Origin of the sequence: Gilliamella sp. wkB292, from assembly GCF_001690235.1 — a bacterium.
GTDB classification, from domain to species: Bacteria; Pseudomonadota; Gammaproteobacteria; order Enterobacterales; family Orbaceae; genus Gilliamella; species Gilliamella apicola_F.
The window spans coordinates 66,660-92,209 of the sequence record NZ_LZGO01000062.1 but is presented as its reverse complement, the minus strand read 5'-3'; the positions used below and the strand labels follow the sequence as shown (position 1 = coordinate 92,209).

Sequence of the window (25,550 nt, the reverse complement as noted above, 5' to 3'; positions counted from 1 at the left end):
GTAGGTGAAATCAGTCGAAGATACCAGCTGGCTGCAACTGTTTAATAAAAACACAGCACTGTGCAAACACGAAAGTGGACGTATACGGTGTGACGCCTGCCCGGTGCTGGAAGGTTAATTGATGGGGTTATGCGTAAGCAGAAGCTCTTGATCGAAGCCCCAGTAAACGGCGGCCGTAACTATAACGGTCCTAAGGTAGCGAAATTCCTTGTCGGGTAAGTTCCGACCTGCACGAATGGCGTAATGATGGCCAGGCTGTCTCCACCCGAGACTCAGTGAAATTGAAATTGCCGTGAAGATGCGGTGTACCCGTGGCAAGACGGAAAGACCCCGTGAACCTTTACTATAGCTTGACAGTGAACATTGAGCCTTAATGTGTAGGATAGGTGGGAGACTAAGAAGCATGCACGCCAGTGTGTGTGGAGTCGACCTTGAAATACCACCCTTTAATGTTTGATGTTCTAACCTATACTTCTGAATCGAGGTAAGGGACACTGTCTGGTGGGTAGTTTGACTGGGGCGGTCTCCTCCCAAAGAGTAACGGAGGAGCACGAAGGTTAGCTAATCCTGGTCGGACATCAGGAGGTTAGTGCAATGGCAAAAGCTAGCTTGACTGCGAGAGTGACGGCTCGAGCAGGTACGAAAGTAGGTCATAGTGATCCGGTGGTTCTGAATGGAAGGGCCATCGCTCAACGGATAAAAGGTACTCCGGGGATAACAGGCTGATACCGCCCAAGAGTTCATATCGACGGCGGTGTTTGGCACCTCGATGTCGGCTCATCACATCCTGGGGCTGAAGTAGGTCCCAAGGGTACGGCTGTTCGCCGTTTAAAGTGGTACGCGAGCTGGGTTTAGAACGTCGTGAGACAGTTCGGTCCCTATCTGCCATGGGCGTAGGAAAATTGAGAGGGTTTGCTTCTAGTACGAGAGGACCGAAGTGAACGCACCGCTGGTGTTCGGGTTGTGATGCCAATTGCATTGCCCGGTAGCTACGTGCGGAATAGATAAGTGCTGAAAGCATCTAAGCACGAAACTAGCCTCGAGATGAGTTTTCCCTGATGAGAATCAGTAAGGTCCGTTTGAGACTAAGACGTAGATAGGTCAGGTGTGTAAGTGTAGTGATACATTGAGCTAACTGATACTAATGAACCGAGAGTCTTAACCTTACAACTCGGAGTTGTTTTGGATACGCGAAGTTGAGAGTAAGAAGTCATCGAAAGATGGTTAAAGATTGATAAAACAGTTTGTTCCGGATTGAGCGATTGATGAAGATATGTGATAATGTTTGTCAATTGAGATAAAGAGAAGACAGGATATGTCTGGCGGTAATAGCGCGGTGGTCCCACCTGACCCCATGCCGAACTCAGAAGTGAAACGCCGTAGTGCCGATGGTAGTGTGGGTATTACCCATGTGAGAGTAGGGTGCCGCCAGACTTTTAAATTTTAGCTTTATATAGACACACCAAATACGGTGGAGCGGTAGTTCAGTTGGTTAGAATACCTGCCTGTCACGCAGGGGGTCGCGGGTTCGAGCCCCGTCCGTTCCGCCACCTTATTTAGGGGCGTAGTTCAATTGGTAGAGCACCGGTCTCCAAAACCGGGTGTTGGGAGTTCGAGACTCTCCGCCCCTGCCAAAAATAATTGTTTTGCCTTAATTTTAGCCGTTCAGTCGTTTTTACAAGTATAAATAAAAAAATTTTGTTTACAGATTGACTTAGTTAATTATAATTCCCGCCCAACTACTTTTACAACTTAGAGGATATAAGATGGCTGAAAGTTTTATAAGTCAACAACGTTTTTTTGATAATAAAAATTATCCTAGAGGATTTTCTCGCCATGGAGATTTTACAATTAAAGAGGCTCAAATTTTAGAAAAGCATGGCTGTGCTTTTAAAGATTTGGATACAGAAATTAGAAAGCCTGTTACAGCTGAAGAAAAGTCATTTGTTGCTGTCTGTAAAGGAAAAAAAGAACCTTCCACTGAATTTGAAAAAGCTTGGTTAAAATATTTATCCCGTATTAATAAACCAAAACGTTTTCATACATTATCAGGCGGCAAACCACAAGTAGATGTTGCTGATGATTTTGTTGATACTGATGATTAATATCATTAGCCAATATTTTTATGTAATTGAATTAATAACCTGTCCATAGAACGATAACTCAGTGCTTCTGAAATGTGTTTTCGTTCTATGGTATCAGACAAATCTAAATCGGCAATTGTACGTGATACTTTCAAAATTCTATGCCACGCTCTTGCTGATAGTCCTAATTTTATTAAAGCTTGTTCTAAAAACTCATTATCTTCTTCCGATAACTGACAATAGCATTGAATTTCGTTAGAGTTTAATTGATTATTTAATTTATTACTTCTTTTTAATTGCCTGTTTCGTGTTTCTAATACTCTTTTCTTTACTATTTCAGTCGTTTCCGTTATTGTTACTTTTTTACTTAAGGTTCCTTTAGGTAAAAGTGGTACTTCTATAGAAATATCAAATCTATCTAAAAAAGGTCCTGAAAGACGATTCAGATAACGAATAATTTGTTGTGGTGTTGTACGGTTATGCGTTCCCTGATAATGACCTGTAGGACTCGGATTCATTGCAGCAATAAGTTGAAACCTTGCTGGAAATTTGATTTTAGCATTAGCTCTAGAAATAATAATTTCCCCTGATTCAATTGGTTCTCTTAACGCATCTAGTACTTTTCGATTAAATTCAGGTAACTCATCTAAAAATAGCACGCCATTATGTGCTAAAGAGACTTCACCCGGTTTGGGAATTGAACCACCGCCAACTAATGCCGCAGTTGAAGCACTATGGTGAGGTGCCCTGAAAGGCCTTTGACGCCAGTTTTTAATTGTTCCATTTGCACTAACTAAACTGGTTATGGCTGCACTTTCTAAGGCTTCTTCATCTGAGAGTGGTGGTAACAGTGATGTAAGCCTTGTCGCTAGCATTGTTTTACCTGTTCCTGGTGGTCCTATAAATAATAGATTGTGCCCACCAGCTGCTGCTATTTCTAGTGCCCTTTTAGCATGTTCTTGCCCAATAATATCTTGTAAATTTCTATCGGTATTACAATTATTTTCGTATTCGCGATATTCTACTGATGATAAGTTTGTCTGGTTTGATAAATGTTGGCAGACTTCTATCAAATTATTAGTGATTAAGGTGTTACTTTGATGTATCAACGAGATTTCAGATTGATTCTCTGCGGATATAATCAATGTACGTCTTTTCTTTTGTGATGCAATAGCTGCTGGAATTGCCCCTTTTACTGCTCGAATATCACCAGATAAAGCGAGTTCACCTAAAAACTCATAATGTAGTAATTTATCTGTTGGAATTTGTGCAGTAGCTGCAAGAATTGCGATGGCAATAGGTAAATCAAAACGGCTGCCTTCTTTAGGAAGATCTGCGGGGGACAAGTTAACTGTGATCTTTTTGGAAGGAAAAGTAAAACCACTATTAATAATTGCACTTCTAACGCGATCTTTCGCTTCTTTAACAGTTGCTTCAGGAAGACCAACTAAGACAAATCCTGGTAATCCATTACTAATATGAATTTCGACATTAATTTGAGGTGCTTGTATACCTATTGATGCTCGAGTATAAATAATTGCAAGTGACATAGTATTTACTTTAATTAAATGATTAATTTGTGTTATTACCTTAATTACTATAGGTAATATTTAAATTAACCAATTTAATTAATTCGTTTTTAGTCACAAAAAATATTTAATTTTTTCAGATTTTACTGGTTTTTTCACCAAAAAATAATTTTGAAACAAGCAATGATATAAAAAATAAACAGGTATTACTTAATACAACCGATGGTCCTGTCGGCGTGTCATAAATTAGTGAGAAGAATAAACCACAAATGATCGATAACATTCCAATGATAATTGCAATTAGTGCCATTGCTTCCGGTGTTTTAGAATAGTATTTTGCGGTTGCAGCAGGAATTATCAGTAATGATGTAATAATTAAAGCCCCAACAAACTTCATTGCAATTCCGATTGTTAAAGCTAATAATAACGTTAAAAGCAGTTTTGTGAATTGAATGTTGATACCATGACTAAATGCCAATTCTTCACTAACAGTAATAAAAAGAAAATCATTCCAACGCCATAATAATAAAATGCCTATTAATGCAACACAAATTATAATTTGATAGACGTCAATAAACGTCACGGATAAAAGATCACCAAATAAGTATCCCATTAAATCGATACGAATATTATTCATTAAACTAATTACGACTAAGCCTAGAGAAAGTGCGCTGTGGGCTAATATCCCTAGCAATGTATCTATTGGTAATTGTTTTTGCGCTTCTAACCAAAGTAATCCTAAAGCTAGAATAAGCGTAATAAAAATAACAGAATAGAATAAATTAATATGTAATAAGAAGCCAAAAGCGATACCAAGTAAAGCTGCATGGGATAAAGTATCACCAAAATATGACATTCTGCGCCAAACAACAAAAGTACCTAATGGCCCGGTTACCGTTGTCAGACACAAACCGGCTAATAAAGAAGGTAATAGTAACTCAATCATAGTTTTTTGTCCTAATTAGAGCATGTAACGCAATTATTATGATGATCATCATCATCTTGCTTACAAAGATCATGTTGATGGTTGTGATGATGCTTGTAAACAGCAATTTGTGACGCGCCATGTTGACCAAAAAGAGAAATAAATTCAGGATCATTAGAAACAATAGCAGGCGTTCCTGAACAACAAACATGGTGATTTAAACAAATCACTTCATCTGTCTTTGCCATAACAATATGCAAATCATGGGAAACCATTAATACTCCACAATTAAACTCATTTTTGGCATTAATGATGAGATCATATAATAGCACTTGTCCGTTAACATCAACGCCTTGCGTAGGTTCATCCAGAATTAGTAATTGTGGGCGTTTAGCTAAGGCTTGCGCAAGTAAAACGCGTTGTAATTCGCCGCCTGATAGCTGGTGCATTGATTTATCGATTAAATACTCTGCTTTAACCATTGTTAAGACTTTTAGGATATTATCATTATTAAGTCGTTTATTTAGCTGCATAAACCGTTTTACAGTAATGGGTAAAGTTGGATTTAATTTAATGGATTGAGGAACATATCCAATTGTTAAATTGTCGGAACGATTGATTATTCCAGAGGAATAAGGGGTTAGTCCAAGGATAACTTTGACTAATGTTGATTTACCTGCGCCATTTGGTCCAAGTAAGGTTACGATTTGATTCGTACTGATAGTAAACGAAACATTATCTAATATCTTTTGTTGGTTAAGTTCAACCGAAACCCTATCAAGTGAAATTAGCTGTGTCATCTTAGTGTAAATCCTTGCTCACCGACATGTTATGTTATATTATAACAATTAATGCATCTATAATATCATATATTTATAAATATAAGGTAATAATGTGAAAAAATATATATCACTAAATTTTAAACAGTTATTGCGGATTTTGATACTACCAAGTTTGCTATTTATCACGCAAAGTATTGCTACTCGTGCAAATGCCGATGTTTTAACTTCAGTCAAACCTATTGGTTTTATAACTCAAGCTATAACTTATGGTGTAACTGAGACTGATGTTTTATTACCCGATGGTGCTTCCCCCCATACTTATTCTTTAAAACCTTCTGATTTAGTTAAAATCAAACAAGCACAATTAGTGGTTTGGGTCGGGGAGGATTTAGAAGCTTTTATGCCGACCGTTTTAAAAGGTATAGATAAAGACAAACAAATAGAATTAATGGAGATACCAGACATCAAAAAACTACTTAGAACTGGTACTCAAAATCATGAGCATGGAAAATTAGATTCAGATGATGAACATGACCACCATGGTTCATATGATGAACATATATGGCTTTCTCCACAGATAGCAAAAATCATTGCAAAGACCGTGCACGATAAGCTTATCGACTTATATCCTGATAAAAGAGATTTAATTGATGAAAATCTAAACGAATTCACGATTAAACTGGCTGAAACAGAACAAAGCATTGCAAAAAAACTGATTAACGTACAAAATAGCGGGTATTTTGTGTTTCATGATGCTTACGGGTATTTTGAGTCACAGTTCGGATTAAAAAACCTAGGAAGTTTTACCATAAATCCAGCAGTACAGCCCGGTGTTCAAACGGTTTATGCGATTAAACAAGAGTTAAAAGAACATCAAGCAGTATGTGTATTTAGAGAGCCACAGTTTAGCCCTGCAGTTATTGAAAAATTAGTGAATGGAACTGATGTTCGAATTGGGGAATTGAATCCCTTAGGTACAGATATCGCTTTATCAAAAAATGCCTATTCACAATTTTTATTGAGATTAACACAGCAACTGTTGGATTGTTTAGATAAAAATTAGTTTAGATAATAAATAGTTAAGGTTAATTTTGGCACGAAAGATTGAATCCCCTAGTATTGAAAAAAATAAATTTAAAACTCCCTATTTTTCAGTATTAGGCGTCCTTCTTATTGTTATTTTATTTACCATATTATGGCGACCACTTAATTTGGATCGTACGGAATATGTTCCTCTCACTCCTCAAGCAGAAACGACTGTCACCGATGACGTAAATTCTCCTGTTGTTGTAGGTGATGGTCGAATAGAAGTGGTCGGTGGAAAATCTAAAAATGAAGAGGTTACTGAATCATCAGATGTTCCCGAAGATGAGATTGCTAAAGATGAATTAGATGACATTATTGATGATAAAGACAACACGGTGCAATATACTATTGCGCGCGGCGATACTTTGCATGATATTTTGCAACGCTATAATGTTAATAAAAATGATGTTTATCAATTAACCACTAAATTCAAACAACTAGCAAATTTAAGAATAGGTCAACAAGTTAGTTGGACAACTGATGATGATCATAATCTACAAAGTTTTACTTGGACCATTTCTAGTAACAATATTCGTATATATGAAAAATCAGGCGATAAATTTATTGAAAGTTCAGAAACGGCAGAAGCCGTTCCAGAAAATGTTGTTATTAAAGGTGAAATTAAAGCTAATTTTGTCGCAGATGCGCGTAAAAGTGGTTTAACTAGTAGTGAAATAGGCATTATAACCCGAGCATTACAATGGCGATTAGATTTTAGACGCTTGCAAGTTGGTGATAAATTTTCGGTAGTATTATCGAGAGAAATGCATGGTAAACGTTTATCTAACAGTCAACTATTAGGCGTTAGAATCAAAAATGGTAGCAAAGATTATTATGCCGTATTAGCTGATGATGGTAAGTATTATGATATTACTGGTGGCAGTTTATCACAAAGCTTTTTTCGGTATCCTTTAGCTAAGCAAGCGCGAGTATCGTCCAATTTTAATCCTCGTCGTTTACATCCCGTTACAGGTGTTGTTACACCTCATAATGGTGTTGATTTTGCTGTATCTCGCGGTACGCCTGTTTTATCTGTTGGTAATGGTGAGGTTGTGATTGCCAAATATAGTGGTTCAGCAGGTAATTATGTCGCTATCCGCCATGGTCGACAATATATGACCACATATATGCATTTAGACAAGATTTTAGTCAAACCAGGTCAACAAGTAAAACAAGGTGAAAAAATAGCATTATCAGGTAATACTGGTCGTTCAACAGGTCCACATTTACATTTTGAATTACATATTAATAACAAACCCGTTAATCCGTTAACTGCAAGTTTACCAATTTCGGAAGGATTGACTGGTAAATCTAAAAAAGCATTCATAGAAAAAGTTAAAGATATTAAATCACAACTTGTTTTTTAAAGCTTGTGATTTTTTAACTACTAAACTGGATACTTACTTCAAACTCTTTACACAAACAATGCCGTAATATCGGCTAAAAACTGTGTTATTATATGACGAGTTTCATAAAATTTAAATTTTAGGTGCAGTTTGAATACATCAACTCAAAAACGAGCCAATAAAAAAGCTAAAAAAAATAAAGTGACACTAAAGCGAAGACTTTGGTCGTTATTGTTTAAACTTTTTCTTATTTTTGCTGCGGTGACCGTTATTTACGGTATTTATCTTGATCAACAAATCAAAGAGAGAATTGATGGTAACGTATGGGAATTACCAGCTGCTGTTTATGGTCAGATCATCGATCTTGAACCTGATAGTGAATATAGTTTAAGTGATGTCGTTAGTATGTTAGTGGGCGCGCAGTATCGTCAGCAAGATACTAAAGCCACCCGCCCAGGTGAATTTATTGTTAGTAATGATTCTATTGAAATTTACCGTCGACCTTTTACTTTTCCAGATGGTGAAGAACAAGCATTTCGTGTCAAAATAACGTTTTATGAAAACCGCGTTGATCGCATTACTAATTTAGATACTGGGCGTGATTTTGGCTTACTACGCATTGATCCAAAATTAATCACCATGATGCACTCTCCAAATGGAGAACAGCGACTGTTTGTTCCATTAAAAGAATTTCCTGATTCTTTACTGCAAACATTAATCGCTACAGAAGATAAACGTTTTTATGATCATCATGGTGTTAGTTTATATTCGATTGGACGAGCAATTTTTGTTAACCTCACTACAGGACGTACTGAGGGCGGAAGTACTTTGACCCAGCAGACGGTTAAAAATCTTTTTTTGACTAATGAACGCAGCTTATCTCGTAAAATACGAGAAGCGTATATGGCATTAATTTTAGATGCTCGCTACAGTAAAGAACGCATATTAGAACTCTATTTAAATGAGGTCTATTTTGGACAAGCTGGCAGTGAAGAGATTCATGGTTTTCCGTTAGCAAGTCTTTACTATTTTGGTCGTCCCGTTAATGAATTAACCTTAGATCAACAAGCTGTTTTAGTGGGTATGGTAAAAGGTGCATCACTGTATAATCCATGGACACAGCCACAGCAAGTGATTGAACGTCGAAATGTTGTTTTAAAACTGACAGAACAACAAGGGATTATAGATGATGAGCTTTATAATTTATTAAGTCAGCGTCCACTTTCAGTTTTACCTAAAGGTGGGGTTATTTCTCCTCAACCTGCATTTATGCAAGTCGTTCGTAGCGAATTACGAAAACAATTAGGTGACAAAGCTGATCACCTATCAGGCATGAAGATTTTTACCACCTTTGATCCCGTTGCTCAAGCTGCTGCGGAGCAAGCTGTTACTAATGAAATAGATGCTTTGCGTAAATCAACGAATAAAGATTTACAAACAGCTATGGTCGTTGTGAGTCGAGAAACGGGCGAAATTCGTTCCATTATTGGTAGTGCAGAGCCTCGTTACCCAGGTTATAATCGTGCTTGGCTAACAAGGCGAGCAATTGGTTCTTTAGCTAAACCTTCCACTTATTTAACAGCATTAGGCCAACCGGATCGCTATCAATTAAATAGTTGGCTCAATGACACACCAATATCAATTAAACTTGATAATGGCACGTATTGGGAACCTAAAAATTATGATCGTAAATTCCGTGATAGAGTGATGCTAGTTGATGCATTAGCACTCTCACTTAATGTGCCCACTGTTAATTTAGGGATGGCTTTGGGATTGGATGCAAGTAAAAATACATTAGAAGCCTTAGGCATACCGTCAGATCGTATTCCTAATCTACCATCACGATTACTCGGTGCTTTGGAGTTAACTCCCTTAGAAACAGCGCAGATGTTTCAAACAATTGCTAACAATGGGCAACGATCTCCGCTTACCATTTTAAGATACGTATTAACTGATAAAGGCGAATTGGTCTATCAAAGTTACCCTCAACAGTTACAATCTGTTTCTCAACAATCAGCTTTTCTTACAACTTATGCTATGCAACAAGTTGTTGAATCCGGTACTGCGCGATCGCTAAAAACAAAATATAGTGGATTTAAGTTAGCTGCAAAAACAGGGACAAGTAATGATTCTCGTGATAGCTGGTTTACTGGCATTGATGGTAAAAATGTTGCTGTCATTTGGATTGGACTTGATGATCATTCCCCGATGAAATTAACCGGCGCAACTGGTGCATTGAAGATTTATAGTGAGTATTTACAAAATAATCCTCCGAAAAAATTGGTATTACCAATGCCGCAAAATATTTTTATGATACCTATTGATAGTAATGGCAAATGGCAATGTGACGGCAGTGGTAGTAGAACGTTACCTGCTTGGACTATTAACCCTCAGAGTTTGTGTTCGGGTAATAATCAATCCATGCAAGGACAGCAAGCACCAACTTGGGTCACTGATATGTTAAATAATTGAGTAAATAAATATGCCTGAATTACCTGAAGTTGAAACAACCAAAAGAGGAATTCTGCCTTATCTTAAAGGACAAACCATTAAGCAAATTGTTGTTCGGCAACCTAAATTGCGTTGGCCTATAAGTGAAGCTATTTTTAACGCTCATGGCCAAGAAATTTTAGATGTAAAACGACGGGCAAAGTATTTGTTGCTCCAGTTACCTAATAATTGGATTATTATTCATTTAGGTATGTCTGGTAGTTTAAGGGTGTTATTAAATCCTCAACAAGCTGCTAAACATGATCACGTAGACTTAACTCTTGAAAACGGTGTGATATTACGTTATACCGACCCAAGGCGTTTTGGTTCTTGGCTTTGGGCAAAAAACCTTGACCACGTTACTCAATTACTGCATCTAGGCCCTGAACCATTAAGTGATGAATTGACTGCCAAATATTTATTCTCAAAAGCTCAAAATCGGCATGTGCCAATTAAAACGTTCATTATGGATAACCATATAGTCGTGGGGGTTGGTAACATTTATGCTTCAGAATCACTGTTTATGGCAAAAATAAACCCTAATCGTAAAGTAAATACTTTATCTTTATTCGAATTTGAACAGTTAGTGATAGCTATTAAACATGTTTTGTCTAAATCGATTGAACAAGGTGGTACAACCCTTAAAGATTTTCTTCAATCAGATGGTAAGCCTGGCTATTTTGCTCAAAAATTGCAAGTGTATGGTCGAGATGGCGAAAAATGTTATCTTTGCCAAACCGAAATAAAGTCACAAAAAATAGGGCAACGTAATACATTTTATTGTGAGATATGCCAAAAATGATTATTTTATAATAATAAATCATTATGTTATGTTTTTGTTGTTTATATATAACAACTGATATTTTTGAACTGGACAATCAAATAATTTTGTCTAAATATTGTATATTATTCCTCTTTAAACCTTAATAAAATCGGATTAGTATATACAACTAATCACTTAGTCATAATTGTTAATCTTAAATGTATTGATAATAGCTAGTAGGTAAAAAGTTAATATTTTGAAAATCTTTTTATTTTGAAGAGTATGGACTTGTTACGCGATATCGGCTATCTTTCTGACTATAAAAGTTTTAATCTTTTATAAAGTTTAATATATAGTACTAAATGATTGTAATATATTAAAAAATCACGGATTTTTCTTGCGCGTTATTTCTTGTTTGCATTTATTTTTAACGCAATTTATTTTGTTTTTATTAAGGAATCTAAGATGATCAAATTTGCTTCTCGCTTTTTGATAACTTTTTTTGTGTTATTTTATACAATGATTGCGAATGCAGAAGTTCGCATTATTATTACCGATGGCGTTAGTACTGCTAAGCCAATAGCTGTGGTGCCTTTTAAATGGACGGGTTCGGGCGAGCCTCCACAATTTATAGAAGACATCGTTGCTTCAGATTTACGTAATAGTGGTAAATTTAATCCTATTGATGTGAGCAGCATGCCACAAAGACCAACATCACCTTCAGAAGTTAACCCTGCATTATGGAGTAAACTAGGTGTTTCTGCCGTAGTTGTGGGCACTATTCAACCTGATGCCTCTGGAAAATATCTTATCAGTTACCAATTAATTGATACCGTAACTCGCCCAGGTGCGGTATTAGCTCAAAATCAATACTCTATCGAAAAACGTTGGTTACGTTATGCTGCACATACAGCTAGTGATGAAATTTTCGAATCACTAACTGGTATCAAAGGTGCATTTAGAACGCGTATAGCTTATGTTGTAAAAACAACTAAAGGACCGTTTACTCACGAATTGCGAGTATCTGATTATGATGGCTTTGATCAAATGACAGTACATCGTTCTAAGGAACCATTAATGTCACCAGCTTGGTCACCAGATGGAAAAAAATTAGCGTATGTAACTTTTGAGGGCGGTCATTCATCATTAGTAATCAGAACACTAGATAGTGGGGCTTCTGAAACTGTTGCTTCTTTCCCTAAACATAACGGTGCGCCTGCATTTTCTCCTGATGGTAGTAAATTAGCGTTCGCCTTATCTAAAGATGGGAGTTTGAATTTGTATGTTATGAATTTGGGCTCTAAAAAAATCACACAAATTACATCAGGTCGCAGTAATGATACTGAACCATCATGGATGCCAGATAGCCAAACTATTGTTTATACATCAGATCAGGCAGGTAGACCTCAACTTTATAGTATCAATATTAATGGTGGAACATCACAACGCTTAACATGGGATAATACCCAAAATCAAAATGCTCGCGTTGCACCAGACGGTTCTTTCATTGCAATGATTTCGACTAATAATGGTGAACAACATATTACTCGTTATGATATGTCAACAAGTACTTATCAACGTTTAACTGATACATTCTTAGATGAAACACCAAGTATTGCACCGAATGGTACTATGATCATCTATAGTTCAACACAAGGATTAGGTACAATTTTGAATTTGGTTTCAACTGATGGTAACTTCAAAGCTAAATTACCAGCAACTGACGGACAGGTGAAATTCCCTGCTTGGTCACCTTATTTATAAGAAGAGATTAAAATTTAATCGATATTATGAATATTAAAATTGTACAAAATGTTAGGTCGTTATAATATATAACGCTAATCTGACTAATTAGTAATAATTGTTACTGAGTAGTCAGATAAATAAAATATAAATAATAATTTATTCAAACACAAAGGAGTTAATACAATGCAATTTTCTAAATTTCTTAAAGTAGCTGCGGTTGCTTTACCATTAATCGCACTTACTGCATGTTCATCAAGCAAAAGCAGTAATGCTGGCGGTAGTGCAAACGGTTCTTTATCAAAAGAAGCTTTAGAACAACTTCACAGATTACAACAAACTAATACTGTATATTTTGATTTTGATAAATATAATGTTAAATCTGAATATACTACATTATTAAATGCACATGCAGAATTTATGCGTGCAAATTCTTCTGTAAACGTAGTTGTTGAAGGTCATGCCGATGAACGCGGTACACCAGAATACAATATCGCTTTAGGTGAACGTCGTGCTGACGCAGTTAAATCATACCTACAAGGTAATGGTGTTTCTGGCTCACAAGTACAAGTAGTATCATATGGTAAAGAAAAACCAGCTGTATTAGGTCATGACGAAGCAGCTTATGCTAAAAACCGTCGTGCTGTAGTAACCTACCCTGGTTATTAATAGCTTGTGATAACGGCTGATAATTCAGCCGTTTTATTTTAAAGTTCACGCCGAGTATATAATATGTATAAAAAAACACTCATATTGTTCTTATTTCTTTTGTTTACCGGTTATGGTTGTGCCGCTGGTAGTTCTGAGCTAGATAGAACGGTTCAAGCTCAAGGTCAATTATTAATACAAAATCAGCAACAAATTAGTGATTTACAATCAGATTTGGATACACTTCGTGGTCAATTGGAAGAAACTAAATACCAACTCAACCAAACTATAGAACGTCAAAAGATGATTCTTCAACAAATGGTTGGTGGTTCAGGATTCTCATCAAATACTAATTCTTCACAAGATAATTCGTCTTCACCTGCATCCGCTCCATCTACTGATTCTCAATCAACTACGCCATCTTCAGACTTATCAAGTTGGACAACGTCAGGTAATGATAAAGCCGATTATAACTTTATCATGCAATATGTTTCTGAGGGTAAACAAAACAGTGATTCTATCGCTGCTTTTCAAAAGTTCATTGAAGCTTATCCAAAGTCAAGTTACCTAGCTAATGCAAATTATTGGCTAGGTCAACTTTACTATAAAGAAGGGAAAAAAGATAAAGCATCGTTTTATTATGCGACAGTCGTAAAAGATTTTTCAGCTTCTCCTAAAGCGGCAGATAGCCTTTATAAGGTCGGTATAATTTTATTGGATAAAGGCGATAAAAAAACTGCTAAAACCGTTTTCCAACAAGTTGTCAGTAAATATCCTAAAGATAAAAATACCGTTGATCTTGCTAATAAAAAATTAGCATCACTTTAGTAAAATGTATAAATAACCAGCTATTGGATGCAAAAAGCAAGAAAAGGGTTGCACTGCTTGAGAATAGTAAGTAATATAGCAACCCGAAATTGCTTGTAACTTTAATTCTAAAGCACATTGCAGTTTTTATCTAAAATGGGTTGTTAGCTCAGTCGGTAGAGCAGCGGACTTTTAATCCGTTTGTCGAGCGTTCGAATCGCTCACGACCCACCATCTTTCTTTTGATATTTCAAATACCAAAACAGACCAATTTAAAAAATATTAAACTCCAGTGAATCAGTTCGATATTAATTAGTTTAGAATAGATTTCAACTTTACTTAGTATTAGACTTGAATAGCTAAAGTAAACATTTTTATTCAGTGAAATTATCCTGCAAGCTAAAAAATATTACTAAAAATAGTATTTTTTGAGTAATCACCTAACTTAAACCTCATGCCCTATTTTCTATGAGCTTGATTCATTTTTATAACGATAAAAAAACCTATTAATAAAGATAAATACTTATCTGATGTCACTAAAAATTGAGGTTACTTTGGTATTGGTTATCTACCTCATAAAAATAGGTTTATAGGATTAAAAATCAATAATAATAATCAATCTAAATGCTCTGGATTTACAGTATAAAATGAAAGTTATAGGTTTATTTATCGCGATTTTTATAAGCCTTATTCGCTTTAACTAATTTGTTAGGTAAAGAATATTAACGTTGAAGTCGTATGTCTGGTAAGCCATGCGCCTTTATTATGACGGTAAGTTATAAATATAGGGTGCTGTAGTTTGCTAAATGATTGATAGATTTTATAGTGTGTTTATTGATTGATTTCAATTCAGACTAAAGTTGAAAACAGAAAGCTGCAACTCATTGATACAATGTCTAATTAAAGAGGGAATAATTTCCCTCTTTAATTAGATGATCAAACTTTATTTGCTAATTCGATGATTTTCATTGTTACTTCAAATGATTTAAGGAACGATGATAATGGTAAAAATTCAAAGCAAGAGTGAAAGTTATGAGCACCTGTAAAATAATTAGGTGTGGTTAATCCTCTGGCTGATAGTGCCGAACCATCAGTACCACCACGCATAGCAATAGTATTAGGCTCAATATTCAATTGTTCAAATGATTGATAAATTAAATCGATACAGCGACGATCATCACCTAAATAGTTGGCAATATTACTGTAAGTGTCTGTAATTTTACATTCAATTTTAGCTCTTGGATATTTACGACTAATAAAGTCTACTACGTCTTGAATATATGCTTTACGAGCTTGATATTTTGCTAAATCAAAGTCACGAATACTCATTTTTAGTGTCGTAGTACTTTGGTTACCAACGATATCATTAAACCAAAAATAGCCTTCTTTACCTTCTGTGTGTTCAGGGGTTTCGAAACTGTCAAAACAATTAATAATATCATTTGCAACGCGTATAGGATTGATTAATACATTTTTAGCTGACATTGGGTGGGCAGATACCCCTGTAATATCAATGATTGCTGAGCCAGCATTAAATGTTTCGTACACCACTTCACCCAACTCACAACAATCAATAGTATAAGCAAAGTCAGGTTTGAAACGGTTCAAATCAAGTTTTTTAGCACCATTTAAACCGACTTCTTCATCAGGTACAAAAGCCACATAGATATCACCATGAGTACAATTTTGTTTTTGTAACTGATCTAACATTGTCATAACTATTGCAATTGCAGATTTGTTATCTGCACCTAGAACACTTGTGCCATCAGTGACAATCAATTCTTGATTAAGGTATTTATTTAATTCAGGGTGTTCATTAACTTTAAACCAGATATCTTTATCTTTATTTAATAAAATATCTTCACCATTAAAGGTAACTCGCTGAGGGTGAATTTTATCTGATAAGGCTACATCCACCGTATCTAAATGAGCAACATAACCAATGTTAGGCGCATGTGGATTATTGCCCGGTAATTTAGCCGTAACAATACTGTGCTCATCAAGATGTACATCTTGCAAATTCAGTTCAATCAGTTCTTGCTTAAGTAATTTAGCTAATTCGGTTTGTCCCGGAGTAGAAGGTACTTGCGCAGATCCAACTACACTTTGGCTTGGAACACTAACATAACGCAAAAAACGTTCAACTAATTGTTCAGTAATATTCATAATAAAATGACCTCTTATTGGTACTAATTATTTACGGGTGGATAAACGTAACCACTATCAAACCCAATTGGTAGACCTAAGAACCAAAAGAGTAACAAGTTTACAGTTAATGCAATAAGCAGCGCGGCAGTATAAGGAATCATCATAGAACTTAATGTGCCCACTCCTGTGTTTTTGCAGTATTGCTGGCAATAGGCAATAATTAGCGGGTAAAACGCAAACATAGGTGTGCTTACATTCACTGCTGAACTGATACGGTAAGCGGCTTGCGTTAATTCAGGTGAAATACCCACAGACATCAGCATAGGCACAAAAATTGGTGCCAAAATAGCCCATTTAGATGAAGCAGAGGTAATTAACACATTTAACATACTGGTTAAAATGATCACACCAAATATTGTTACAACTGAAGGTAGATGTAACGCTTTCAAAAACTCAGCGCCACCAATTGCAATCAATGTGCCTATTTGAGAATTAGAAAACACATATAGAAATTGTGCACAAAAGAAAGCAAAAACAATAAAAGGAATAAGTGATTTAGTGATATTTTCCATCGATTTAACAATATCGCGAGAAGACTTAAATGCCCCAGTAATAAAGCCGTGAATCAATCCCGGAATTGCAAAAAATACAAATAATAATGGCACAATAATTTGCATAATTGGTGCTTTATTACTTGTTAAGCTGCCATCAGGTGCACGTAATAAAGAGTCTTGTGGTAATAATAAAAGGACTAAACCAGCAGCGATGACTAAAAATACGATTGATGCAACTTTAAATGCTCGATTTTCAATAGGGGTGATGGCCGGTGAATCAGCAAGGTTATCTAACTGTAAATCAGTATTTATTGGCATATTGGCATTTAAGCGTGGTTCAACGATTTTATCGGTAACAAACCAACAAGCTAATAGGACAAAAAAAGTACCGCCAAAACTTAAAAAATAGTTACAAAGTACATTAACTTGATAAGATGGATCGATGATTTGTGCAGCACTTTGGGTAAAGCCTTGCATGATAGGATCGATAATTGATGGTGTATAACTTGAACTAAAACCACCTGCTAATCCCGCAAAAGCGGCAGCGATGCCCGCAAGAGGATGACGACCAGTCGCATAAAACATCATGGCTGATACCGGCATTAAAATAACATAAGCTGAGTCGGACGCAATATGACAAACCATGCTAACAAAAATGACTGATGGGGTAACCAATTTTTTAGGTGTAACTGCCAATAACTTTTTTAGCAACACATGAATATAGCCACTACTTTCAGCGATACCAATACCTAATGTGGCAACGATAGTAATACCAAGAGGTGGAAAGCTAACAAAATTTGGGACCATTTTAGTAAAAAAAGTTACTAAATGATCGGGCGCTAGCATATTAGCGACAACTAGTTTTTCTTTGGTAACAGGATTGATGTAATCGAAACTGACAAAAGAAAGTAATAAAGAGGCAATAAAACAGATAACTAAAGCATAAAAGAAAAGTGTTGTTACATCGGGGATTTTGTTGCCTATTCGTTCAATAGTATTTAAAAAGCCGCCTGTTTTTATAGGTGACGGATTTGTTGTTTGATTCATAAAAAAATTAGGATAAATGTTGTTCGAGGCGTCAATTTATCACATATTTATAGTGCAGGTAAATAAGCAAAAGCGTATTGTTTTTATACTTAAGCATTATGTTAACCTTAATTATTTTTACATAAGTATGATGTTACTTCGACTTTTTTATAAATTAACTTCGTCATCGTTTGCAAAAATAGCATTTTCTTTAAAACTAAGTTTATTGAAAAAAGCATGGTGCTTTAAACGAATAGTTTGTAGACTATGTTTCATTGTCAGTGTTAAGTTATATACATTGTATATAAATCAAATATGAATCTTTTAAAATCTTTAGCTGCCGTAAGCTCTATGACAATGGTATCGCGTGTATTAGGATTTGTACGTGATGCTATTATTGCCCGTTTTTTTGGGGCAGGAATGGCAACCGATGCGTTTTTTGTTGCTTTCAAATTGCCTAATTTACTTCGACGTATTTTTGCCGAAGGTGCTTTTTCACAAGCTTTTGTGCCAATTTTAGCTGAATATAAAAACCAACAAGGTGTTGATGCTACTCGTACATTTGTTGCTTTTGTTGCTGGTTTACTAACATTAGTATTAGCTATAGTGACATTAATAGGCATAGTAACTGCACCTTTTGTCATTATGTTAACTGCACCTGGTTTTATGCAAGAGTCTACCGAAAAATTTGAACTGGCCACCAGCTTATTACAAATTACTTTCCCTTATATCTTTTTTATTTCGCTTGCGTCACTTGCTGGTGCAATACTCAATACTTGGAATCGTTTTTCTGTCCCCGCTTTTGTTCCAACTTTACTCAATGTTAGCATGATCATATTTACGCTATTTTTGACGCCTTATTTTAATCCACCGGTGTTAGCATTAGCTATATCAGTGGTCGTTGGGGGCATATTACAATTGCTTTATCAACTTCCTGCTTTAAAAAAAATTGGTATGCTGGTTTTACCGCGTATTAATTTTAAAGATAACGGTGTTTGGCGTGTATTAAAACAAATGGGGCCAGCAATTTTAGGGGTTTCTGTTGGGCAAATTTCATTAATTATTAATACTATTTTTGCCTCATTTTTAATTTCTGGTTCGGTTTCTTGGATGTATTATGCCGACCGCTTAATGGAATTTCCAGCAGGCGTACTTGGCGTTGCTCTTGGTACAATTTTGTTACCTTCATTAGCTAAAAGCTTTTCGAAAGGTCATCATCAACAATATTCAGAATTGTTGGATTGGGGATTAAGATTATGCTTTTTACTGGCATTGCCAAGTACAGTGGCGCTTGGGGTTATTTCACGACCTTTGATTTCAACACTTTTTGAATATGGGCAATTCACTTTAAATGATACGTTAATGACGCAACGCGCATTAGTTGCTTATTCCATTGGTTTACTTGGTCTAATTTTGATTAAAGTGTTAGCACCCGCATTCTATTCCAGACAAGACATTAAAACGCCAGTTAAAATAGCCATTATTACGCTTATTTTAACGCAGCTAATGAATTTAGCGTTTATAGGTCCGCTACAACATGCTGGCTTGTCATTATCAATTGGTTTAGCGGCATGTTTTAATGCAGGGTTACTGTTTTGGCAGCTACGTAAAAAACAACTATATCAACCACAACCAGGATGGTACAAATTTTTAACTAAAGTTATTATCGCAGTCATTTTAATGTCTATAGTATTATGGTTTGGCGCACAACTATTACCTGATTGGTCAACGGGTTCAATGCTAATGCGTGTGGCACGGTTATTTTTACTGGTCATTGTTGGCGTTTTTGTCTATTTTGCATCACTTATTGCAATGGGTTTTAAATTAAAGCATTTTATTAAACGTATTGACTGATTTATAAAAGTTAATTTACTAAATTATATTAGTAGTTGAACATAAACTATATTATCGGCGAAGTTAGCTTTAAATATTGCCTGAACATTAGCTAAATGCCGTTATACTTTCATCATCATTATTTAGAATTTAGTCTATGATGTTCTAATTTGGGCTAAATTCTTAATCGTATTTATGCCAATTTTCCTTTTGATTGATACTTATTAACTGGGTTGACAACGTAGATTAAGCCGAGAATTAAATTGGCTTTATCAGGATAGATTTTACGAATTTAGGCGTAGCAAATAATCACAACAAATCAGGTATACACAGCATTAAAAATCGATTTTATTTGTTTGCTAAAATAATTATTTGAGCAATAGAGATAATCAAATTTGAAAAATTTGGACGTCAGTGCAACAAAACAGAAGTTATAAATCACTAAACGCCCAACCCAAAAACTAATTAAAAATTTTTTTAGTTATAATCGTAATAACGACAATTTTAAATTACCTTGCTTATAAGAATGAACGATAAGGTAATTCTGGTTCATCAGTAAAGATATCCCTAAATCCACGATAGTGTTGATAATGCATTTTATTTTTATCAGTCGGGTAAGTATATTTACCACCAACTTGCCAAAAGAATGGTGTAAATTGATATTCAAGTCGATCTTTTTTCATTTGCCAAAGCACTTCAATTTCTCGCGGATCACTTTGGAAGTTTGACCAAATATCATGATGAAAAGGAATCACAACTTTGGTATTAAGCGATTCTGCTGCACGTAAAATATCTGCAGATGTCATCTTATCGGTAACACCACGAGGGTTTTCGCCGTAAGAGAGTAAGGCAACATCAATTTTATGATCATTGCCATGTTTAGCATAATAGTTAGAGTAGTGTGAATCACCAGAGTGATAAAGTGAGCCCCCCGATGTTTCAAATAGATAGTTAACTGCGCGATCGTTCATACCATCTAAAATGGCTTTATCTGTCGATGAAACACCCTTAGGAAGAGTAACAAGTGAAGTTCTATCAAAAGAATCTAGTATTTTAATGGTGATATCGCCTACAGTGATTGTGTCGCCCACTTTAGCCACAATACAACGATCTTCTGGCACGCCCCAGCTTTTCCATAACTCAACACAAGCTTTAGGTCCAATAAATTTAACTTTAGGTGAACAATTTTGAATGACGGCGGCTGCAACATTAACATCAATATGATCAGCATGATCATGCGTTGCCATAACTGCATCGATTTCTTTAATTGCAAAAGGATCCAACACAAATGGGCTGGTTCTTAAGTTAGGTTGTAATTCTCGTACTCCCCCCATACGCATCATTTGATGTTGCTTATTCATCAATGGATTAGCATGGGTTTTTTTACCCGTACCGCACCAAAAATCGATACAAATATTGGTATTACCTGCTGATTTTAACCAAATTCCTGTACAGGCAAGCCACCACATGGTAAAGGTATTGGGCTTAACTTCAGTCGCTTCGATCTCTTCATTGAGCCAAGTTCCCCATTCAGGGAAGGTATTTAAAATCCAAGAGTCACGGGTAATTTCGTTTACTTTACTCATACTATGTTCCTTATTTAATAGTTAGACTAATATCACTTCAACTCCTTGCTTCTTAATGCATTCAATCACTTCCTTATTCGCTTGTGAGCCTGTAATTAAAATATCAATTTTGTTTACTGGGCAAAAAAGCATGCCAGAGTTTGCTTTGGTATCGATTTTTGAACTGTCAACGACAACCACTAATTTTTCGGCTTTTTCTAATATTTGTTGCTCGGCCACTGCACTTAAAATTTCATTTTTATAAAGACCGGTGGGTGTTAGTGTTTTACCACTAGTAAACATCCATTTAGCTGCATAAGAATCGGTAATGCTTGCGATTGGATTAAGAATAATGTTTTGGGTTTTGTTATATAAACCGCCCATGATAATGACATTTTCATGATCATGTTCTATTAAGTAACAAGCGAGTGGAAAGTAATTCGTGATGATAGAGACATTTTTACCACATAATTCCCGACCTAATAAAAATGCGGTTGAACCACAATTAATCACGACATTTTCATCGTTACCACATAATTTAGCTGCTCGAATAGCAATTCGCGCTTTTTCGTGATAATGATCAGTATTGTTGTTGGCTATTGGTGCCCAGATAGGTTTTTGCTCCTCTAATCGCATAATGCCATTACGCACTTTTTTAACTCGACCTTCCTGATCTAACTTGGTGATATCTCGTCTAGCTGTTGCCGGTGATATACCGAAGTGATCAATTAATTCTGTCACTTTCACTTCACCTTTTTCATTAACTAAAGCGACGATTTCGTTATGTCGCGTTATTTCATTCATTTATGTTCCTTAATAATTTGATCATATTTGATTGCTTTGATAATAATTATCATTGCAAAAATTGTCAATTATCTTCATTGATTTAATGGTGTAAATCTAAATTTAATATTGATAAGTATAGGTATAAATTTAATTTATTTTAGTTGTTTTTCATCGTAATGTGAAGTTGATCACAGATATTGCTGTTGATTTTTGGGAAAAGTGATCTTAGTCAAAATAATCATAAATAATCATTGTGTGATTCATTGTGATTATGGAATATAGCAATCGTTAATTAAATAAATTTGATTAACAACGTGCAGTGTTAGTTAAGCTCAAAGATTCACTTGATAGTGAACAACCATATAAAGGGCATTAGGATAAAGTTTATCTATAAATTGTAAGCGTAGTATCAACTTTCAATTTAAAAAATGCCCATAATCAATGAGAGGGGCATATGGAAGTAATCTATAACGTATTTTATATTTTTTATAGTCAAGTCATGACCAAAGCACCTTTATTACTAGGATTAGTAACGATGCTAGGGTACTGCCTATTAGGTAAAGACGTTACCACAATTTTAAAAGGAACCATCAAAACAATTGTCGGCTTTATGTTATTGCAAGTCGGTTCGGGTGTATTGGTTTCAACATTTAAACCGGTTATTGCCAAGTTAGCGGAATATCATGGAATTAAAGGATCGATTATTGATACTTATGCTTCGATGGTTGCTGTTGAAAATGGTATGGGAGAACATTACTCTTGGGTCGGATATGCGGTATTACTGGCGCTGGCTATCAATATCCTTTTGGTTATTTTTCGACGTATTACCGGTATTCGAACCATTATGTTAACCGGTCATATTATGTTCCAACAAGTAGGTCTTATTACCTTATTTTATTTTCTGTTTGGTTACGGAATGTGGGAAACCATCATCTACTCTGCAATTATTACCGCTTTATATTGGGGAATATTTTCCAACATGATGTTTAAGCCAACCGAAGCAGTAACAGGTGGGGCAGGGTTTTCTATTGGCCATCAACAACAATTAGGATCTTGGATTGCGGTTAAATTAGCACCAAAACTCGGTGATAAAAATGATTCTGTTGATAATTTAAAATTACCAAAATGGTTACATATTTTTCACGATAGTATCGCGGCTACAGCTATTGTGATGACTTTCTTTTTTGGCATTATTTTACTGTCATTTGGTTTAGATAACTTACAAACCATGGCTGGTTCAACACATTGGACAATCTATATTTTAGAAACAGGGCTTAAATTCGCAGTAGCAATCCAAGTGATTGTTGGTGGCGTAAGAATGTTTGTTGCTGAATTGTCTGAAGCCTTTAAAGGTATCTCTGAAAAACTTATTCCTAATGCAGTATTAGCGATTGATTGTGCGGCAATTTATGCTTTTTCACCTAATGCAATGGTGTTTGGTTTTATTTGGGGTGCATTAGGACAATTTTTAGCAATTGCTTTATTACTGGTATTTAAATCGCCGATTATGATTATTCCAGGTTTTATTCCGATGTTCTTTTCCAATGCCACTATTGGGGTGTTTGCAAATCACTTTGGCGGTTGGAAAGCCGTAATGAAGATTTGTTTTGTCATGGGCATGGTTGAAGTTTTTGGTTCAGCTTGGGTTATTCATATTTTTGCACAAAATGGTACACCAATCGATTCTTGGATGGGCATGGCTGACTGGGCAATTTTATTCCCACCTATTTTACAAGGCCTATCAATTTCTCACTTATTTATCTATCTCATTATTGCTTTGGCTTTAGTGTATATGTTCTTTGCCGCTAAACAATTACGACGCGATGAAGCCAATCAAAAAATACAGGCCGACACGAATGATACCCATCAAGATTTTAATGAGCAAGTCGTTGAAAAAATGGATGAGGTAGCAATTAGCGAAGGACGTCCAATACGTATTCTTGCGGTATGTGGTAGTGGTCAAGGTTCATCAATGATGATGAAAATGAAAATTGCCAATTATCTTGATAAAAAAGGCATTGCTAATGTTATGGATTCGTGTGCGGTGACTGATTACAAATCACGATTGCCGAATGTTGACATTATTGTGGCTTCTAAACACTTAATTAATGAAATTGAAGTTAATGAAGGTCAGCATGCTTTGGGGGTACAAAATATGTTAAATCCGCAAACATTTGGTGATGAACTTATTGAACTGATTAACAAAGTGCTTGCTAAATAATTTATTGAATAAAAAGGGAGTACAACATGGCTTTGAAAGAATCATTGATAGAAAACAACTCTATTTTACTCAACGCAAATGCCACAACCTGGCAAGAAGCAGTTAAATTAGGTACTGATATGTTGGTCGCATCTAAAGCAATTCAACCCTCTTATTATGATGCGATTATTCGCTGTGTGAACACAATGGGACCTTACATCATTATTGCCCCTAATTTTGCTATGCCTCATGCTAGGCCAGAAGATGGCGTTAACCGAACTGCTTTTGCATTAGTCACACTAAATAAACCAGTCTATTTTCAAGGGGAAGAAGAACCTGTCGACGTATTAGTGACCTTAGCGGGCAGTACATCTGATGAACATATGCAGGGCTTAATGGAGGTCACTCAAATATTAGAGGATGAAAATAGTCCTACCGGCATCGATCTGGATAAATTACGAGCATGTAACAGTAAAGAAGATGTTTATGCTGTGATTGATAAAGCTCTATTGGGAGGTTAATTTTATGTATCAAGCTTTAAAAGAGAGAGTGTTACAGGCCAATTTAGCATTACCCAAATATCATTTGGTGACTTTTACTTGGGGTAATGTTTCAGAAGTTGATCGAGCAAAGGGGGTCATTGCTATTAAACCTTCTGGGGTTGAATACCACAATATGACCGTTGACGATATTGTGGTGGTGTCATTAACTGGTGAAATAGTGGAAGGTAAGTTAAATCCTTCTAGTGATACAGCAACACATATTGAGCTTTACAAAGCGTTTGAAAATATTGGTGGTATTGTCCATACCCATTCTCGTTATGCCACCGTCTGGGCTCAAGCTGAGTTAGATGTACCAGCGTTAGGGACCACGCATGCTGATTACTTTTATGGTGATGTTCCGTGTACCCGTCGACTTACTGATAGCGAAATTACCTCTGATTACGAAAAAAATACCGGTCTGGTTATTATTGAAGAGTTTAATCGTCGCGGACTCGATCCAATGGCAATGCCTGGTGCAGTGATCTCAGGTCATGCTCCATTTTGTTGGGGTAAAAATGCTTTTGATGCTGTACATAATGCGGTTGTTCTTGAAGAAGTCGCCATGATGGCTATTGCCACTCGTCAACTCAATAAAACAATTAAAATTCAACAAGCGCTGTCAGATAAACACTATTTCCGTAAGCATGGTGCAAATGCTTATTATGGGCAAAAATAGTTCTTATAAGAGGAAAA

At 35.8% G+C, this 25,550-nt stretch carries 19 protein-coding genes, 3 tRNA genes and 2 rRNA genes; 17 read left to right on the top strand and 7 right to left on the bottom strand.

Annotation, left to right across the window (positions count from 1 at the left end; translation table 11 throughout):
* The 5 genes from A9G09_RS13020 to A9G09_RS07655 form a co-directional block, all read left to right on the top strand.
* Positions 1–1,166 (top strand): 23S ribosomal RNA (locus tag A9G09_RS13020); the annotation flags it as partial.
* 152 nt (positions 1,167–1,318) lie between these two features.
* A 5S ribosomal RNA gene (rrf, locus tag A9G09_RS07670) occupies positions 1,319–1,434 on the top strand.
* A gap of 39 nt (positions 1,435–1,473) precedes the next feature.
* Positions 1,474–1,550, top strand: a tRNA-Asp gene (locus A9G09_RS07665).
* Positions 1,551–1,558: 8 nt separating this feature from the next.
* A tRNA-Trp gene (locus A9G09_RS07660) sits at positions 1,559–1,634 on the top strand.
* A gap of 132 nt (positions 1,635–1,766) precedes the next feature.
* Positions 1,767–2,105, top strand: a complete 339-nt coding sequence (locus A9G09_RS07655) for a DUF413 domain-containing protein (RefSeq protein ID WP_065634276.1) — start codon at positions 1,767–1,769, stop codon at positions 2,103–2,105.
* Positions 2,106–2,110: 5 nt separating this feature from the next.
* Here the strand turns inward: A9G09_RS07655 and A9G09_RS07650 are convergent, their stop codons facing one another.
* From A9G09_RS07650 to znuC, 3 genes are all read right to left on the bottom strand, one after another.
* The gene (locus A9G09_RS07650; RefSeq protein ID WP_065634275.1) at positions 2,111–3,634 is read right to left on the bottom strand and encodes a YifB family Mg chelatase-like AAA ATPase; all 1,524 of its coding nucleotides are present in this window, start codon (positions 3,632–3,634) and stop codon (positions 2,111–2,113) included.
* Between the two features lie 115 nt (positions 3,635–3,749).
* Positions 3,750–4,559: a zinc ABC transporter permease subunit ZnuB gene (gene znuB / locus A9G09_RS07645; RefSeq protein ID WP_065634274.1), complete on the bottom strand. Its 810-nt coding sequence runs from the start codon at positions 4,557–4,559 to the stop codon at positions 3,750–3,752.
* Between the two features lie 11 nt (positions 4,560–4,570).
* Positions 4,571–5,338: a zinc ABC transporter ATP-binding protein ZnuC gene (gene znuC / locus A9G09_RS07640; protein WP_065634273.1), complete on the bottom strand. Its 768-nt coding sequence runs from the start codon at positions 5,336–5,338 to the stop codon at positions 4,571–4,573.
* Between the two features lie 94 nt (positions 5,339–5,432).
* On the opposite strand from znuC, the gene znuA reads away from it, so the two are divergent.
* From znuA to A9G09_RS07600, 8 genes are all read left to right on the top strand, one after another.
* Entirely contained in the window at positions 5,433–6,383 is a 951-nt protein-coding gene (gene znuA / locus A9G09_RS07635; protein ID WP_065634272.1) for a zinc ABC transporter substrate-binding protein ZnuA, read from the top strand.
* Positions 6,384–6,411: 28 nt separating this feature from the next.
* Entirely contained in the window at positions 6,412–7,773 is a 1,362-nt protein-coding gene (mepM, locus tag A9G09_RS07630) for a murein DD-endopeptidase MepM (RefSeq protein ID WP_065634271.1), read from the top strand.
* 129 nt (positions 7,774–7,902) lie between these two features.
* Positions 7,903–10,224 carry a bifunctional glycosyl transferase/transpeptidase gene (gene mrcB / locus A9G09_RS07625; RefSeq protein ID WP_065634270.1) on the top strand — a complete coding sequence of 774 codons (2,322 nt, stop codon included), beginning with the start codon at positions 7,903–7,905 and terminating at the stop codon, positions 10,222–10,224.
* Positions 10,225–10,234: 10 nt separating this feature from the next.
* Positions 10,235–11,044 carry a bifunctional DNA-formamidopyrimidine glycosylase/DNA-(apurinic or apyrimidinic site) lyase gene (gene mutM / locus A9G09_RS07620; protein WP_065634269.1) on the top strand — a complete coding sequence of 270 codons (810 nt, stop codon included), beginning with the start codon at positions 10,235–10,237 and terminating at the stop codon, positions 11,042–11,044.
* A gap of 429 nt (positions 11,045–11,473) precedes the next feature.
* A complete protein-coding gene (gene tolB / locus A9G09_RS07615) occupies positions 11,474–12,769 on the top strand; it encodes a Tol-Pal system beta propeller repeat protein TolB (protein ID WP_065634281.1) in 1,296 nt (431 codons plus the stop codon).
* Between the two features lie 165 nt (positions 12,770–12,934).
* Positions 12,935–13,417: a peptidoglycan-associated lipoprotein Pal gene (pal, locus tag A9G09_RS07610; protein WP_065634268.1), complete on the top strand. Its 483-nt coding sequence runs from the start codon at positions 12,935–12,937 to the stop codon at positions 13,415–13,417.
* 63 nt (positions 13,418–13,480) lie between these two features.
* On the top strand, positions 13,481–14,224 hold the full coding sequence (gene ybgF, locus A9G09_RS07605) for a tol-pal system protein YbgF (RefSeq protein WP_065634267.1): 744 nt from the start codon (positions 13,481–13,483) through the stop codon (positions 14,222–14,224).
* A 137-nt stretch (positions 14,225–14,361) separates the two neighbouring features.
* Positions 14,362–14,437 (top strand) — tRNA-Lys (locus tag A9G09_RS07600).
* Between the two features lie 702 nt (positions 14,438–15,139).
* Here the strand turns inward: A9G09_RS07600 and pepT are convergent.
* Together pepT and A9G09_RS07590 are read right to left on the bottom strand one after the other, a co-directional pair.
* Positions 15,140–16,369, bottom strand: a complete 1,230-nt coding sequence (pepT, locus tag A9G09_RS07595; RefSeq protein ID WP_065634266.1) for a peptidase T — start codon at positions 16,367–16,369, stop codon at positions 15,140–15,142.
* A gap of 23 nt (positions 16,370–16,392) precedes the next feature.
* Positions 16,393–17,952: an AbgT family transporter gene (locus A9G09_RS07590; protein ID WP_065634265.1), complete on the bottom strand. Its 1,560-nt coding sequence runs from the start codon at positions 17,950–17,952 to the stop codon at positions 16,393–16,395.
* A 294-nt stretch (positions 17,953–18,246) separates the two neighbouring features.
* Between A9G09_RS07590 and murJ the strand changes: the two genes are divergently transcribed.
* Positions 18,247–19,785: a murein biosynthesis integral membrane protein MurJ gene (murJ, locus tag A9G09_RS07585; protein WP_065634264.1), complete on the top strand. Its 1,539-nt coding sequence runs from the start codon at positions 18,247–18,249 to the stop codon at positions 19,783–19,785.
* Between the two features lie 497 nt (positions 19,786–20,282).
* Here murJ and ulaG read toward each other — a convergent pair whose 3' ends face one another.
* Together ulaG and ulaR are read right to left on the bottom strand one after the other, a co-directional pair.
* Positions 20,283–21,350 carry an L-ascorbate 6-phosphate lactonase gene (ulaG, locus tag A9G09_RS07580; protein WP_065634263.1) on the bottom strand — a complete coding sequence of 356 codons (1,068 nt, stop codon included), beginning with the start codon at positions 21,348–21,350 and terminating at the stop codon, positions 20,283–20,285.
* 21 nt (positions 21,351–21,371) lie between these two features.
* Positions 21,372–22,133, bottom strand: a complete 762-nt coding sequence (ulaR, locus tag A9G09_RS07575) for an HTH-type transcriptional regulator UlaR (RefSeq protein ID WP_065634262.1) — start codon at positions 22,131–22,133, stop codon at positions 21,372–21,374.
* A 436-nt stretch (positions 22,134–22,569) separates the two neighbouring features.
* Here ulaR and A9G09_RS07570 point away from each other — a divergent pair, with 436 nt between their 5' ends.
* The 3 genes from A9G09_RS07570 to A9G09_RS07560 are packed head-to-tail and all read left to right on the top strand — an operon-like array spanning position 22,570 to position 25,533.
* Entirely contained in the window at positions 22,570–24,336 is a 1,767-nt protein-coding gene (locus A9G09_RS07570; RefSeq protein WP_065634261.1) for a PTS ascorbate-specific subunit IIBC, read from the top strand.
* A gap of 26 nt (positions 24,337–24,362) precedes the next feature.
* Positions 24,363–24,836, top strand: coding sequence for a PTS sugar transporter subunit IIA (locus tag A9G09_RS07565; RefSeq protein WP_065634260.1), 474 nt, complete (start codon positions 24,363–24,365; stop codon positions 24,834–24,836).
* Positions 24,837–24,840: 4 nt separating this feature from the next.
* On the top strand, positions 24,841–25,533 hold the full coding sequence (locus A9G09_RS07560) for an L-ribulose-5-phosphate 4-epimerase (protein ID WP_065634259.1): 693 nt from the start codon (positions 24,841–24,843) through the stop codon (positions 25,531–25,533).
* Positions 25,534–25,550 lie beyond the last annotated feature (17 nt).